The following is a 14,276-nucleotide window of genomic DNA, read 5'->3' on the forward strand; positions in this document are numbered from 1 at the left end:
AGCCCCTCAGACGATCGGATCGTGGACGGTGACGAGCTTGGTGCCGTCCGGGAAGGTCGCCTCGACCTGTACGTCGTGGATCATCTCGGGGATGCCCTCCATGACGTCCTCCCTGGTCAGGAGCGTGCGCCCGGAGGACATCAGCTCGGCGACCGTACGGCCGTCACGGGCACCCTCGAGGATGTGCGAGGTGATCAGCGCGACCGCCTCGGGATGGTTCAGCCTGAGCCCCCGGGCCCGGCGCTTCTCGGCCACGTCCGCCGCCACATGGATCAGCAGCCTCTCCTGCTCGTGCGGGGTCAGTTGCACGGCTTCCCACCTCACATTCTCGCTCCGGACCGTGCGGGGTCCGGTGGCCCGGTGCCACCAAAACCGCTGGTGGCGAGATGGGCACGCTAGTTGGCCGGAGTTTCAAGGACGTTAACCGGCCTGCGCTCCACTCTCGTCGCTCCGAACGGGCGCGCCCATGCTCATCAGACCGCGCAAACCGTCCTGAAGCACTTCCACCGGCGCGGCGCCGAAGAGGGCCATCTGCGCGACGAAGCCCTGAGCCGCAGCGATCATGGTCCGTGCGACGCTCTCGGCGGATACGTCGGCGCGCATCATCCCGGCTTCCTGATAGCGCTCGACGAGCAGCACCCACGGCTCGCGAATCTTCGCGTAGCCCGAGTTGAGCACCTTCGACAGCTCGGGATCGCGCAGCGTCTCGCCCCACACCTGGACGATCAGCCGGGGGTAGATGGCTGCCCCCTCGTGCGTCAGCCCCGGGCGCAGGCCCATCATCCTGCCCATCACCTCGCCCACGATCACGTCCGGCGGTGGGGGCGGGTTCTGCTCGCCCGCCGTCTCGAAGGCGTTGCCGACCTCCTGGAGCACCTCGGTGACGATGGCGGCGATCAGCTCCTCCTTGCCGCTGAAGTAGCGGTAGACGGCCCCGGCGGAGAGATCGACCTCCTTGAGCACGTCCTGCATCGAGGTGGCGTGGAAGCCGTTGCGGGCGAAGCAGAGGGCCGCCCCGTCGAGGATCTGACGGCGTCGGGCGTCGAGGTGTTCCTGGGATACGCGGGCCATGCCGCACAAACTAAAACGAACATTCCTTCTTGACAAGAGCGGCCGAGCGCAGGACGGTGGTGACGAACCAAAAACGAACGATCCTTCTTTTTACTCAGTCGATTCGAGGGAACCCATGCCCACCACGTCCGCGGCGTCGCCCCAGGCGCACCGCCGCCACATGATCGCCGTAGTCGTCCTGGCCCCCGTCCTGGTCGCGCTGGCCCTCTGGGCCTTCGCATGGCCCGCCTCCCGCACCGCGCCCCGCGACCTGCCGCTCGGCGTGGCGGGCCCGGCCACCGCGGTCACCCAGGTGGAGCGGCAGCTGTCCGCCCACGAGGGCGCCTTCGAGATCCACCGGTACGCCGACGAGGCCGCCGCCCGGGAAGCCATCGAGAACCGGACCGTATACGGCGCCGTCGTCGTCACCGCGCAGGGTCCGGAACTGCTCACCGCGTCGGCCGCGAGCCCGGTCGTCGCCCAGCTCCTGCAGCAGGCGGCGACCGGTGAATCCGGCGCCCAGGTCAGGACCGTGGACGTCGTTCCGGCCGCCGCGAACGATCCGCGGGGCGGCGCGTTCGGCGCGAGCGTGCTGCCGCTGGCGCTGGCCGGCGTGGCCGCCGGCGCGGTGGTCACCCTGCTCGGGGTACGCGGGCTGCGTGCGGTCGGCACGCTGGTCGCCGCCGCCGCGCTGGTCGGGGTCGTCGCCGCGGCGGTCGCGCACAGCTGGCTCGGCGTGCTCACCGGTGACTGGTGGGCCGAGGCCGCCTCACTGGCCCTGACAACGCTGGCCGCGAGCTCTGCGGTCGCCGGCCTGGCCGCCCTCCTCGGCACCGCGGGCATCGGCCTCGGCGGCCTGACCGTCATCCTGCTCGGCAACCCGTTCTCCGGAGCGTCCAGCGCCCCGCAGCTGCTGCCCGACCCGGTCGGCACGATCGGCCAGTGGCTGCCCCCGGGCGCCGGCGCCTCCCTGCTCCGCTCGGTGTCGTTCTTCGACGGCGCGGCGGCCCTGGGCCCCGCCCTGACCCTGACCTGGTGGGCGACGCTGGGCCTGGGCGCGGTCCTACTGGGCAACGCGCTCAAGCGCCGCACGGAGGACGGCAACACGGAGCCGGCACCGGCCGCCGCCGAACGCGAACCGGCCCTGTCAATCTGACCGAACCGACCTCCCCCACCCCGGGTGCCCCAGCCACACGGCCAGGGCACCCGGTTCTCGCAGGTCTCCGCCACGATACGGAACCACCGCCGCTCGCCTACACGGCGGTGACCGCCCAGACGCTGCTGAGCAGCACCGGGACCCGGGGGCGTACGAAGGACCGAACCCACGGGCGGGTCGGCTACCGCCGCCGAACGGAGACCGGCCGTCGCGAAACCCAACGAACCGACCGGATCCCGCTACCGCAGACAAGCCACCCCGCACCTAGTCGCTCGCGCTCCGCGCCGCCGCCCGTCGGCAACACCCGCTGCTCAGCGCGTTCCGGACCGCTGGCGCTCCGCCGCGATACCGAACCGCTGCCGCCGACCGGCGCGGCGGCGACCTCCCGGACGTCCCGTGGGCGACACCGGGGCCTGGGCGGTGTGTCCTGCTCGATGGCGTGCGCAAGAGGCGTCCGGAGGACGCGAACCGCAGGCGGGTGGCCTGCCCCCGTCGAATAGCAGCCGACCCTCGCGAACCGACCGAACCACCCGGATTCCGCCACGCCGGACAGGCGCCCAGCACCCTTTCGCGCTCCGAACCGCCGCCGCTCTACCGCGTGCTCAAGAGGCGTACGGAGGACGGGAACCACGGGCGGGGTTTGGCTACCGCCGTCGAACGGAAACCGGCCCTCGCGCAACCGACCGAACCGCCCTCCCACCGCTACGGCGGACAGGGCGCCCTGCGCCCTTTCGCGCTCCCCGCCGCCGCCCCTCGGCGGCGCCCTCGCTCAGCGCGCCCCGGGGCGCTGGTGTTCCGCCGCGATGCCGAACCGTTGCCGTTCGACCGGTGCGGTGGCGACCTCCCGGACGCTGGAGACCGCGCTGATGACCTGCTCCTCCGCCGCGTCGAGCTCGTCGAGGCGTTCCAGGTCGGCCGCGGAGACCAGGGCGACCAGGGGCTTGCCGTGCCGCGTCACGACGACGCGCTCACCGCCGTACACCACCTTGTTGATCAGGTCGGCGAGTTCAGCCCTGGCTTGCGTCACCGGAATCTCGTAGGCCATGTGTTCCAGCTTAGACCCGCCTCTCGCGGCCCCCGCAGAGCGGACGAACCCCGTGAAGCCCGCCACTCCGCGAGGTTTCGCCGTCAGCGAGCACGTCTCGCGACCCTCGCGCCGCACTCTGTACGTCCTGTACATTTTCTACGGAAGCCATTGAGGAGGCGTACCGCCATGAACGACATCGACGTCCCGTCGGCCCGCCATGTCCTGCCCGAGTTCACCGAACGCACCAGTTCCGGGTCCCGGACGATGGATCCGTACTCGAAGCTCCTCGAGGAGCGGATCGTCTTTCTCGGGACCCCGGTCGACGACATCTCGGCGAACGACGTGATGGCACAGCTGATGCATCTCGAATATCTGGCGCCCGAACGGGACATCTCGCTGTACATCAACTCCCCCGGCGGCTCGTTCAGCGCGATGACGGCGATCTACGACACGATGCGGTTCGTCACCTGCGACGTGGAGACGATCTGTCTGGGCCAGGCGGCCTCCGCCGCGGCCGTACTGCTGGCCGCCGGCACGCCGGGCAAGCGCAGCGCGCTGCCGGGGGCCCGGGTGATGATCCACCAGCCCTCGCTGTCCGAGCCGATCCAGGGCCAGGTGAGCGATCTCGCCATCCAGGCCCAGGAGTTGGGCCGGGTCCGTAACCTGCTGGAAGAACTGCTCGTACGGCACACCGGCCGGAGCCCGGAGCAGGTCGCCGCGGACATCGAGCGGGACAAGATCCTGGATGCCCAGGGCGCCCTGGAATACGGGCTGGTGGACCGGATCGTGCCCAGCCGCAGGTCCTCGGACCCCGCCCCCGGCACGAGGTGAGCCGCCGATGCTTCCGCCCGAACTGCCTCCGCTGCCCGCTCTGACGCACGCGGAGGGCGAGTTGATCGACCGTTACCTCGAAGTGGCCGATCTGCTCGGCCGTATCAACCCGGCGTATCACGGGGACACGTACCGCGGACTGCGGGCCGCGCAGGCGCTGGTCGCCAAGGCGGTGGCCCTGCGGGACGCGCTGGAGTTGATGCATCAGCGGGGCGAGGCGGAGGTGCACGCGGATACGCTGGCGCGTGCGCTGCGCGTCCTGGACGGGGAGCGCCGCACGGCGCGTGTCATCGTTCCGCGTGAGCCCGCCAGTTGACGCATCCGGTCTGCCGGCCCGTGCCGGGCGCGCTCAGGCGCCCCGGTGACGCGCTTGTCCAAAACGGGCCGGGACGCGGCCGAATGCCATCCCCCGTTCGGAGTAGACGCGGGTCCTTCGAAAGGACCGGTCGGGTTGCGCGACACGCCCGGTCCACATGCGGAATCGAGACGTTTCAGCCCTGGTCCGAGGGTGCGCGACCCCGTCGAAAGTCGTGCGAGGGTACGGGTGTCCACCCGAACGGGTCAGCGGTGAGTAACGCCACAAAGCCCCGATTCCATTGGGATTTTCCCACTTCCATGAGCCAAGATCCCTTCCTGACGACAAGCCCCCGCCACAAGCGGCGGGGCGATCCGGGCGGACGCCGAGTCCTGCCGCCGCCCGGATGACCGGTCGACAGATGTGCATCGGCAGGAGTGGAGGACCCAAGCACGACGGGTCGCCGGAACGGTCACGCCATGACCGGGCCGAGCAGCCCTTGGGGTGAAGCCGCGTCAGCGGCCGGGCAACTTCGCCAGCCCGAATCCGACAGGTCATCCTTCACAGGCGGCTGACGAAGGGTTGCGCATGTCTGCGCTCAATCGTGTCCCGTCGATGATGACCCGGGCCGGTACGGTCTCGGCTCTCACACTCGCCGCTGTGGGCGGCGGTCTGGTGCTCCCAGGCGTCAACACGGACGCCGCGGCGGTCACACCACAGACGAAGGCACTTCAGATCGCGGCCTCCAAGAAGGGCTCCCCGTACAAGTACGGGGCCGCGGGACCGAAGAAGTTCGACTGCTCCGGTCTCACGCAGTATTCGTTCAAGAAGGCGGGCAAGTCCCTGCCGCGTACGGCGGCCGCCCAGTACAACAAGACCAAGCACATCTCCGCCAAGAGCCGCAAGAGCGGGGACCTGGTCTTCTTCCACTCGGGCAAGAACGTGTACCACGTGGGCATCTACGCCGGGAAGGGAAAGATCTGGCACTCCCCGAAGACCGGGGACGTCGTGAAGCTCCAGAAGATCTGGACGACGAGCGTCTGGTACGGCCGGGTCAGCTGACCTGACCTGACCATCTGCCCTGCCCGGGGCGGGAGCGGCGGCCTGGCCTGGACCCGCCGCTCCCGCCCCGCTGCCGTTTCCCGGCGACAGCGACAGCGACAGCGGCGCGCCGAGAACCCTGCGCGGACAGCCGCCGAACCGTTACGGCTCCTGCTGGCCCGACGCCGTCACCGGGGGCCTGACGGGAGCCGCCCAGGGGAGTTCGATCGACACCGTCTTTCCGCCCTCGCGGGTGGGCCGCACGCGCAGTCTGCCGCCAGCCTCCGCGGTCAGCCAGCGGATGATGACCATTCCGCGGCCGTTGTCCTGCTGAACCGCGGCGGGCAGCCGCTTGGGGAAGCGCGGGTGACTGTCCGTGACGCCGATGCGCAGGTTCTCGTCACGGTCGAGGGCGATGTCCACCGTGAAGGTGGGTGACAACCCGAAGGTGTGCTGTACGGCGTTGGTGGCGAGTTCCGAGACGATCAGACGGATGGTGTCGGCGGCTTCGGTGTCACCCCGCAGGCCCCATTCCGCCAGCACATCGGCCACATACGCGCGGGCGGCGGAGACCGAGGCGGGATCGCTCGGCAGAGTGACGGATGCTTCCAGATGGTCTGCCATGGCGAGGTCGTCCCTTTCCCACGGAACCGGAGCCCGACACGGAGCGGCTGGTTCGAGTACGGTCCCGGACTGGTGCTTCGCGCCAGACTGCCATTCCCGCGCCGGTCACGGGGTGCGATCCACCAAGATATGCATATATCTGTCGCTCGAAGCGGTGAACTCTGCGACCCCAGAGCGTATTTGCGCGGCTCATAAGGAGTAAGGAGTGGCCCATGCAGTACGGTCCCGCGGTGCGCCGCCGAAAGCTGGGTGACGAACTGCGCGCACTGCGCTCCAGGGCCGGCCTCACAAGCGGTGAGGCGGCGCGTCTGGTGGGCTGGCACCAGTCGAAGGTGAGCCGCATCGAGACCGGCGCGAGCGGGGTGAAACCGGCGGACGTACGGTTACTCCTGGACGCGTACCGGGTTCCGGAGGGCGAGTCGCGTGAGCTGATGCTCGTGCTGGCGGGCGGCGAGGACGGCGGCCGGCACCACTGGTGGCATGCCTACCGGGGCGTACTGCCGCCCACCTACCGGGACTTCATCAGCCTGGAGTCGCAGGCCAGCACGATGCGCACGCTGGAGACCTCGGTGGTGCCGGGGCTGCTGCAGACCCCGGAGTACGCGCGCGCGATGACCCGGGCCGCCGTGGACGGCGTGGAGGAGACCCGGCTCGACGCACTGGTCGAGGTGCGGCTGGCCCGGCAGGACGTACTGCGTTCGGATCCGCCGCTGGCGCTGAGCGCGGTCCTCGACGAGGCGGTGCTGCGCCGAGAAGTGGGCGGTCCGGAGGTGATGACACGTCAGCTGGAGCGCCTCATGGAAGCGGCCAGACTGCCCCAAGTGCGGTTGCAGATCCTGCCGTTCACCGCGGGGGCGTACATCGGCATCACCGGCCCTTTCGTTATCTTCTCTTTTCCGAGCACTTCTGACTTGGATGTGGTTGTTCTCGACCAGATGATGAGTAGCCTCTACCTCGAACGGAAAGAAGACCTCCGGGCCTACAGCGAGGCCTTCAACACCCTTCAGATCCACGCCCTTTCGCCCGAGGATTCGTTGGATTTCATCGCCGGTCTGAATCACGGCGGGTAAGGAGGCACCATGTCCGCAATGCCTCGAAACGTACCGTCCGTCGTCGAACAACCCGGTGTCCAATGGCTGCGCAGCAGCTACAGCACCGGCGCGAACAACTGTGTGGAGACGGCCCGTCCGGACACCGGAGTCCGGGCAGGTCGGCTCGCCGTACGCGACTCCAAGAACGTGGCGGGGCCCGTCCTGCTCTTCTCCCCCGAGAGCTGGGAGGGCTTCCTCACCACGCTGAGGTGATCGCCCAAGGACGCACGGCCGCGGTTCGCCGACTCATGGTCGCGTGTCACTGATCAACGACCCTGTGGATCTACGCGTCTACGGTCGGTTCTCGCCGATCACCTGTACCGCCCGTGCGATCTGTTCCTCGGCCAGGTCCGCGCGGGCGGTCAGCCGCAGCCGGGACACCCCGTCGGGCACGGACGGCGGACGGAAGCAGCCCACGCCCACACCGGCGGCCCGGCAGTCGGCCGCCCATCGCACGGCCCCCTCCGGGGAGGGCGCGCGCACGGAGACGACCGCCGCGTCCGGCCGTACCGCCGACAGTCCCTGCGCGGTCAGCCTGGTGTGCAGCTCACGCGCCACCGCACGCGCGCGTGCGGCCCGTTCGGGCTCGCGGCGCAGCAGGGTGAGGGCCGCGAGGGCGGCGCCCGCCGCGGCCGGGGCGAGGCCGGTGTCGAAGATGAACGTACGGGCCGCGTTGACGAGGTGCTCGATCACCCGAGCGGGGCCCAGCACGGCGCCCCCCTGGCTGCCGAGCGACTTGGACAGGGTGACCGTCACGACGACGTCCGGCGCGCCCGCCAGCCCGGCCGCGAACGCCGACCCCTGCCCGCCCTCGCCCAGGACTCCCAGCCCGTGCGCGTCGTCGACCACCATTCCCGCGCCGAACTCCCGGCAGGCGGCGGCGAGTTCGGCCAGCGGTGCCGCGTCCCCGTCGACCGAGAAGACCGTGTCGGACACGGCGACGGCGGGCCCGCTGTGGGTGCCGAGCGCCTTGCGGAAAGCCTCCGGGTCGGCGTGGCCGACGACCTGGGTCGTGCCCCGGGCCAGGCGGCAGCCGTCGATGAGCGAGGCGTGGTTGCCCGCGTCCGAGACGACGAGGGAGCCGTGCGGTGCGAGCGCGGTGACCGCGGCGAGGTTGGCCGCGTATCCGGAGGAGAAGACCAGCGCGGCCTCGAATCCGCAGAAGTCGGCCAGTTCGCGTTCGAGTTCCGCGTGCAGTTCCGTACTGCCGGTGACGAGCCGCGAGCCGGTGGCACCGCCGCCCCAGCGCCGGGCGGCCCGGGCCGCGCCCTCGGTGACCTCGGGGTGCCGGGCCAGGCCCAGGTAGTCGTTGCTGGCGAGGTCGAGGAGCGGCGAGTCGGCGGGGCGCGGACGCAGGGTCCGTACGAGTCCGGCGCGGCGGCGCGCCTCGGCCTGCTCGTCGATCCAGCCGAACGCCATGAGTCCTCCGCGCAGCGACGTGTTTGTAGGCAGTCAACAGACCCTAACCGCACGCTCTGCCACCCATGATGTGGCAATACCCACACGTCGAAGCACCTCTGTTGTACCAATCCCTCCTTTCGCTCGGCCCGTCGGATACGTCAGGATCGGCTCCCATGGACCTGCTGACGACGCTGGTGGACAAGGGGCTGCGGCGCGAGTTGCCGACCCGTGAAGAGGCGCTGGCCGTACTGGCCACCTCCGACGACGATCTCCTGGATGTGGTGGCCGCCGCCGGGAAGGTGCGCCGGCACTGGTTCGGGCGGCGGGTGAAGCTCAACTACCTGGTGAACCTGAAGTCGGGCCTGTGCCCGGAGGACTGCTCCTACTGTTCGCAGCGCCTCGGCTCGACCACGGGCATCCTGAAGTACACCTGGCTCAAGCCCGACGAGGCCTCGAAGGCCGCGGCGGCCGGGCTGGCCGGCGGCGCCAAGCGGGTCTGTCTGGTGGCGTCCGGGCGCGGCCCGACGGACCGTGACGTGGACCGGGTCGCCGGCACCATCAAGGCGATCAAGGACCAGAACGAGGGCGTCGAGGTGTGCGCGTGCCTCGGTCTGCTCTCCGACGGCCAGGCGGAGCGGCTGCGCGAGGCCGGGGCGGACGCCTACAACCACAACCTGAACACGTCCGAGGCGACGTACGGCGACATCACCACCACGCACACCTACGAGGACCGGGTCGACACGGTCCAGAAGGCGCACGCGGCCGGGCTGTCCGCCTGCTCGGGCCTGATCGCGGGCATGGGCGAGAGCGACGCCGACCTCGTCGACGTCGTCTTCTCCCTCCGTGACCTCGACCCGGACTCGGTTCCTGTCAACTTCCTCATCCCGGTCGAGGGCACCCCGCTGGCCAAGGAGTGGAACCTCACCCCACAGCGCTGTCTGCGCATCCTGGCGATGGTCCGGTTCGTGTGCCCGGACGCGGAGGTACGCATCGCGGGCGGCCGTGAGGTCCATCTGCGCTCGATGCAGCCGCTCGCGCTGCACCTGGCCAACTCGATCTTCCTCGGCGACTACCTCACCACCGAGGGCCAGGCGGGCAAGGCCGACCTCGACATGATCGCCGACGCCGGTTTCGAGGTGGAGGGCGCCGACCAGGTGACCCTGCCCGAACACCGGGCGGCGGCGCGCGGCGGATGCGGGTCCCACGAATCGACGGGTGCTGGGTGCGGTTCCGGCGAATCCACGGGCGGCGGGTGCGGCTCGCACGAGGGCGGCGGTGTCTGCGGTACGGCCGCTCCCGCTACGCCGACGGTGAGCGAGCCCCGTACGGACCTGGTCACCGTACGCCGTCGAGGTGCCGGAACGGACCTCGCGCCCAATGCCTGACCTGGCCGATCTGCCTCTGTCCCAGCTGCTCGACCTGGACCGGCGGCACGTCTGGCATCCGTACGGGCCCATGCCGGGCCGGGTCGAACCGCTCGTCGTGGAGTCGGCGAGCGGTGTGCGGCTCCGCATGGCGGGCGGCTCGGGCGAGCTGGTAGACGGGATGTCGTCCTGGTGGTCGGCGATCCACGGCTACAACCACCCGGTGCTCAATGAGGCGGCGCGCGAGCAGCTCTCGCGGATGAGCCATGTCATGTTCGGCGGGCTCACCCACGAGCCCGCCGTACGACTGGCGAAGCTCCTTGTCGACTTGTCGCCTGATGGACTCGAGCATGTCTTCCTCGCCGACTCGGGTTCGGTGTCGGTCGAGGTCGCGGTCAAGATGTGTCTGCAGTACTGGCGTTCGGTGGGCCGCCCGGCGAAGCAGCGTCTGCTGACCTGGCGCGGCGGCTACCACGGCGACACCTGGCAGCCGATGTCCGTGTGCGACCCCGAGGGCGGCATGCACGAGCTGTGGCAGGGCGTCCTGCCCCGCCAGGTCTTCGCGGATGCGCCACCCACGGAGTACGACGAGTCGTACGCCGACCAGCTGCGCTCGACGATCGAGCGGCACGCCGACGAACTGGCCGCCGTGATCGTCGAACCGGTGGTGCAGGGCGCGGGCGGGATGCGGTTCCACTCCCCCGCGTATCTGCGGGTGCTGCGCGAGGCGTGCGACGCGTACGGTGTGCTGCTCGTGTTCGACGAGATCGCGACCGGGTTCGGCCGCACGGGAACCCTGTTCGCGGCGGAGCACGCGGCGGTGACCCCGGATGTGATGTGCGTGGGCAAGGCGCTGACCGGCGGCTATCTGACGATGGCGGCGACGCTGTGCACGGCACGGGTGGCCGACGGCATCTCGCGCGGCGAGGTCCCGGTGCTCGCCCACGGCCCGACCTTCATGGGCAACCCGCTGGCGGCGGCCGTCGCCTGCGCCTCGATCGGCCTGCTGCTCGACCAGGACTGGCAGGCGGAGGTCAAGAGGCTCGAGGCCGGACTGCGCGACGGACTCGCCGGCGCTTCGGACCTCCCCGGAGTCCGGGACGTACGTGTGCTGGGCGCGATCGGGGTGGTGCAGCTCGACCACAAGGTGGACATGGCGGCGGCCACGGCGGCGGCGGTGCGCGAGGGCGTGTGGCTACGGCCGTTCCGCGACCTCGTGTACACCATGCCGCCGTACGTCACCGGCGACGCGGACGTGGCCCGGATCGCGCGCGCGGTGTGCGCGGCAGCCGAGGAGGGATGAACATGCCGATCCTGGTGATCACGGGGACGGGCACGGAGGTCGGCAAGACGGTCACGACGGCCGCCGTCGCCGCCACGGCACTCGCGGCGGGCCGCACGGTGGCCGTGCTCAAACCCGCGCAGACGGGAGTAGGGCCGGACGAGCCCGGTGACGCCGCCGAGGTCGCGCGGCTCGCGGGCGCGGTCCACGCGGTCGAACTCGCCCGTTACCCGGAGCCGTTGGCCCCCGCGACAGCCGCCCGCCGGGCCTCACTCCCGCCGGTGCGACCGGCCGAGGTGGCGGAGGCCGCCGCGAAACTGGCCACCGAGTACGACCTGGTACTGGTGGAGGGCGCCGGCGGACTGCTCGTACGCTTCGACGACGAGGGCAACACCCTGGCGGACGCGGCCGAGTTGATGAACGCACCCGTACTGGTCGTCGCTTCGGCAGGCCTGGGCACCCTGAACACGACAGAACTGACGGCTCGTGAACTGTCCCGCAGAAACATCGACTTGCGAGGCATCGTCATCGGCAGCTGGCCCGACGAGCCTGATCTGGCCTCCCGTTGCAACGTGGCCGACCTGCCGACGGTAGCCGGAGCACCCCTACTCGGAGCACTACCGGCGGGAGCAGGAACCCTCCCCCCGCCCAACTTCCGCACGCTGGCAAGCAGTTGGCTGGCCCCACCACTGGGCGGCACATGGAACGCAGCGAACCTGGACGAGCGCTTTTAGGGGCGCGGGGAACTGCGCGACCAGCCCCCACCGCCCCGCAGCCAACACACAACACACAACTCACAACCCCTCCTCCCCCAACAACCGCACCAACTCAACCCGAGACCGAATCCCCAACCGCGAGAAAACCCCCCGCAGATGATGATCAATTGTCCGCGGACTCAAAGCCAGCCGCACAGCGATCTCCCGATTGGTCGCCCCCTCGGCAACCATCCGCGCCACCATCAACTGCTGCGCCGTAAGCCGCGCAGCGACCTTCACCGGCCCCGAGACAACAGTCACCGGCGCCCCCAGCGCCCGAAGCTCCGCCCGTGCCTGCGTCGCACAGTGCGGCGCGCCGAACGTCTCGAACGCCTCCAGCGCACTGTGCAGCCGGTCCCGCGCCTCGGTGCGGTGCCGCAGTCGGCGCAACGCGCTGCCGAACAGCAGCTCCGTACGGGCGCGTTCGAAGTCGCGTGTGCCGTGTGCGTGCAGGTCGAGGGCGGTGCGGTAGTGATCGACCGCTTCGGCGCCGGGCGCGAGCAGCGCACGGCAGCGGGCGCTCAGCGCCAGGTCGTCCGAGCTGCGCACAGCCGTGGCCCAGCGGTCGTAGTCGGCGTGGGCGGCCCGGGCGACGCGGGTGTCGCCGGTGCGGACGGCGGCCTCGACGTAGTGCGGGGTGGCCAGGTGCCGGATGGCCCGGTGTCCGTGGCCGGGGCCGAATCCGGCGAGGGCGCGCAGCCGGGCGGCGGCGCTCTCGAAGCGGCCGGTGGACAGGTCGAGGAAGGCGAGCGCCCACAGGGCGAGGGCGGCGGGCAGTCCCAGGCCGTGGGCGCGGGCGTGGGTACGGGCGGCCTCGGCGCGGTCCCGGCAGACCTCGCCGTCGCCGGTCACCGCGGCGAACATGGCGAGGGCGGCCTGCAGATGACAGGCGCCGTTGTCCTGGCCGGTGGCGTACGCCTGCCAGAGGGCGTCGGCCGCGGCGGTCTCGGCGGCACGTGGGCGGCCGGTCCAGAAGTCGGCGTAGGCCCGGAACTCCATGGCCTGCGGGACGGTCACCGTCTCCCCTCGGGCGCGGGCGGAGGCGGCGGCCCGGACGGTGGCGCGTGCGGCGCCGGGGTGGTCTCCGAGGAGCAGCGCGGCGATGCCGGAGTGGATGAGCAGGGTGGGGTCGCCCCCGGGACCGCAGCGCCCGGCGGCGGCCTTGAGGAGGTTGCGGGCGTCCTCGTACCGGCCCTCGACAGCGGCGGCGAGTCCCGCGAGGGTGCCGGGCGGGATGATGCCGAGCCGTGCGGACACGGTGGCCGCCTCCCGGCAGCGGCGTAGGTCACCGGTGTACATGGCGGCCTCGGTGGCACGTGCCAGCAGGTGCACGGCGACGTCCAGGGCGGGGTTGGGGACGCGCTGCGACGACTCTGAGTCCGGGTGCGAGTGGGGGTACGGGGGGCCGTAAGGGTACGGATACGGGCCGTCCGGAAGGTCGGAGCCCGGCTGCCGCTGATCCCCGGCGGAACGATTCAGCGCCCCGCCCCGCTCAGGCATGCGCCCCTGCTCAGGCGTTCGCCCTTGCTCCAGCGCGGCCCTCGCGTGCCGGACCGCGGCCGTCAGCAGTCCGTCGAAGGCCTCGGTCGCGTTGCCCGAGCGCAGGGCGAGCATGCCGCTCAGCGCGCTCTCGTCCGAGGAGGACGCCACCAGCACCAGTCCGCGGGCCCGGTCGCCGTCACCCCGGTGCCAGGCGTCGGCGGCGGCCCGGGAGAGGAGCCGGGACCGGTCTCGCGGGTCGGGCGAGAGGGCGGCGGCGCGTTCGGCGAGGGCGCCGGCCAGGAGGTGGTCGCCGAGCTCACGCGCATCGAGCGCGGAGGCGCCGAGTTCGCCGGCGAGCCGTGCGCTGGGGCCCAGGGCTCCGGCGCCCCGGTGCCAGGACCGCCGGGGTGTCTCGCCGTCGCCGTGCAGGACACGGGCCAGCAGCCGGTGGGTGTCGCGCCGGTCCGCCGAGGACCCGGACTCGTAGGCCGCGACGCGTGTCCACGCGTCGCGGAAGACGACTCCGTTCGCCGTCGCATGGGCGATTCCGGCCGCCTCGGCGGCGTCGAGGGCCCGGGTGTCGAGGTGGCCGGCGGCGACCGCGCGCAGAAAGGCGTGGGTCGGTACCGGGTGCTGGTCGGCGGCGGCGAGGAGGAGCAACAGCCGGGTGTCGTCGGGCAGGGCGCGGATCTCCCGGCGGTGCGCCCGCAGCAGTTCGGGGGCGAGTTCGGCGGGTTCCGACGGGAGCGGGTCGAGGCCCGCCGCCTGCCGTTCGGTGAGGCGCGGTACGAGTTCGGCGGCGGCGCGCGGATCGCCGTACGCGGCGCGCAGGACGCGCACGCGGACGCCTTCGGGGAGTGGGGGGCCGAGCTGCTGC

15 protein-coding genes and 1 riboswitch are annotated in these 14,276 nt (G+C 71.3%); of the genes, 9 read left to right on the forward strand and 6 right to left on the reverse strand.

Annotated features, from left to right (window positions below; all coding sequences use genetic code 11):
- Positions 1–6: 6 nt before the first annotated feature.
- Together ABZ855_RS14865 and ABZ855_RS14870 are read right to left on the reverse strand one after the other, a co-directional pair.
- Entirely contained in the window at positions 7–309 is a 303-nt protein-coding gene (locus tag ABZ855_RS14865; RefSeq protein ID WP_053744439.1) for an urease subunit gamma, read from the reverse strand.
- A 111-nt stretch (positions 310–420) separates the two neighbouring features.
- Entirely contained in the window at positions 421–1,071 is a 651-nt protein-coding gene (locus ABZ855_RS14870; protein ID WP_360806534.1) for a TetR/AcrR family transcriptional regulator, read from the reverse strand.
- 115 nt (positions 1,072–1,186) lie between these two features.
- On the opposite strand from ABZ855_RS14870, the gene ABZ855_RS14875 reads away from it, so the two are divergent.
- Positions 1,187–2,206 (forward strand): ABC transporter permease, encoded by a 1,020-nt coding sequence (locus ABZ855_RS14875; RefSeq protein ID WP_360806537.1) that lies wholly within the window; start codon positions 1,187–1,189, stop codon positions 2,204–2,206.
- Between the two features lie 769 nt (positions 2,207–2,975).
- Here the strand turns inward: ABZ855_RS14875 and ABZ855_RS14880 are convergent.
- Positions 2,976–3,251 carry a type II toxin-antitoxin system Phd/YefM family antitoxin gene (locus tag ABZ855_RS14880; RefSeq protein WP_319203838.1) on the reverse strand — a complete coding sequence of 92 codons (276 nt, stop codon included), beginning with the start codon at positions 3,249–3,251 and terminating at the stop codon, positions 2,976–2,978.
- A gap of 177 nt (positions 3,252–3,428) precedes the next feature.
- Here ABZ855_RS14880 and ABZ855_RS14885 point away from each other — a divergent pair, with 177 nt between their 5' ends.
- The 3 genes from ABZ855_RS14885 (at position 3,429) to ABZ855_RS14895 (ending at position 5,421) form a co-directional block, all read left to right on the forward strand.
- Entirely contained in the window at positions 3,429–4,064 is a 636-nt protein-coding gene (locus tag ABZ855_RS14885) for an ATP-dependent Clp protease proteolytic subunit (RefSeq protein WP_360806932.1), read from the forward strand.
- Positions 4,065–4,071: 7 nt separating this feature from the next.
- Complete coding sequence (locus tag ABZ855_RS14890; protein WP_360806540.1) at positions 4,072–4,380, forward strand: hypothetical protein; 309 nt, start codon at positions 4,072–4,074, stop codon at positions 4,378–4,380.
- A gap of 384 nt (positions 4,381–4,764) precedes the next feature.
- A riboswitch (cyclic di-AMP (ydaO/yuaA leader) is annotated at positions 4,765–4,944 on the forward strand.
- Between the two features lie 3 nt (positions 4,945–4,947).
- A complete protein-coding gene (locus ABZ855_RS14895; RefSeq protein WP_360806543.1) occupies positions 4,948–5,421 on the forward strand; it encodes a C40 family peptidase in 474 nt (157 codons plus the stop codon).
- A 141-nt stretch (positions 5,422–5,562) separates the two neighbouring features.
- Here ABZ855_RS14895 and ABZ855_RS14900 read toward each other — a convergent pair whose 3' ends face one another.
- Positions 5,563–6,024, reverse strand: a complete 462-nt coding sequence (locus ABZ855_RS14900; protein WP_360806546.1) for an ATP-binding protein — start codon at positions 6,022–6,024, stop codon at positions 5,563–5,565.
- A 212-nt stretch (positions 6,025–6,236) separates the two neighbouring features.
- On the opposite strand from ABZ855_RS14900, the gene ABZ855_RS14905 reads away from it, so the two are divergent.
- Complete coding sequence (locus ABZ855_RS14905) at positions 6,237–7,094, forward strand: helix-turn-helix transcriptional regulator (protein ID WP_360806549.1); 858 nt, start codon at positions 6,237–6,239, stop codon at positions 7,092–7,094.
- Between the two features lie 9 nt (positions 7,095–7,103).
- Positions 7,104–7,328 carry a DUF397 domain-containing protein gene (locus ABZ855_RS14910; RefSeq protein ID WP_360806552.1) on the forward strand — a complete coding sequence of 75 codons (225 nt, stop codon included), beginning with the start codon at positions 7,104–7,106 and terminating at the stop codon, positions 7,326–7,328.
- 78 nt (positions 7,329–7,406) lie between these two features.
- On the opposite strand, the gene ABZ855_RS14915 is transcribed toward ABZ855_RS14910, so the two are convergent.
- Positions 7,407–8,534, reverse strand: a complete 1,128-nt coding sequence (locus ABZ855_RS14915; protein WP_360806555.1) for an 8-amino-7-oxononanoate synthase — start codon at positions 8,532–8,534, stop codon at positions 7,407–7,409.
- Between the two features lie 155 nt (positions 8,535–8,689).
- Between ABZ855_RS14915 and bioB the strand changes: the two genes are divergently transcribed.
- The 3 genes from bioB to bioD are packed head-to-tail and all read left to right on the forward strand — an operon-like array spanning position 8,690 to position 11,896.
- Positions 8,690–9,901: a biotin synthase BioB gene (gene bioB, locus ABZ855_RS14920; RefSeq protein WP_360806558.1), complete on the forward strand. Its 1,212-nt coding sequence runs from the start codon at positions 8,690–8,692 to the stop codon at positions 9,899–9,901.
- Positions 9,894–11,183 carry an adenosylmethionine--8-amino-7-oxononanoate transaminase gene (locus ABZ855_RS14925; RefSeq protein WP_360806561.1) on the forward strand — a complete coding sequence of 430 codons (1,290 nt, stop codon included), beginning with the start codon at positions 9,894–9,896 and terminating at the stop codon, positions 11,181–11,183. Before bioB ends, ABZ855_RS14925 begins: the two co-directional genes overlap by 8 nt.
- A gap of 2 nt (positions 11,184–11,185) precedes the next feature.
- Positions 11,186–11,896 (forward strand): dethiobiotin synthase, encoded by a 711-nt coding sequence (gene bioD / locus ABZ855_RS14930; protein ID WP_360806563.1) that lies wholly within the window; start codon positions 11,186–11,188, stop codon positions 11,894–11,896.
- 60 nt (positions 11,897–11,956) lie between these two features.
- On the opposite strand, the gene ABZ855_RS14935 is transcribed toward bioD, so the two are convergent.
- Positions 11,957–14,239, reverse strand: coding sequence for a LuxR C-terminal-related transcriptional regulator (locus ABZ855_RS14935; protein WP_360806566.1), 2,283 nt, complete (start codon positions 14,237–14,239; stop codon positions 11,957–11,959).
- Positions 14,240–14,276: the final 37 nt, after the last annotated feature.

The organism is Streptomyces sp. NPDC047042, from assembly GCF_040644035.1.
Classification (GTDB): Bacteria; Actinomycetota; Actinomycetes; order Streptomycetales; family Streptomycetaceae; genus Streptomyces.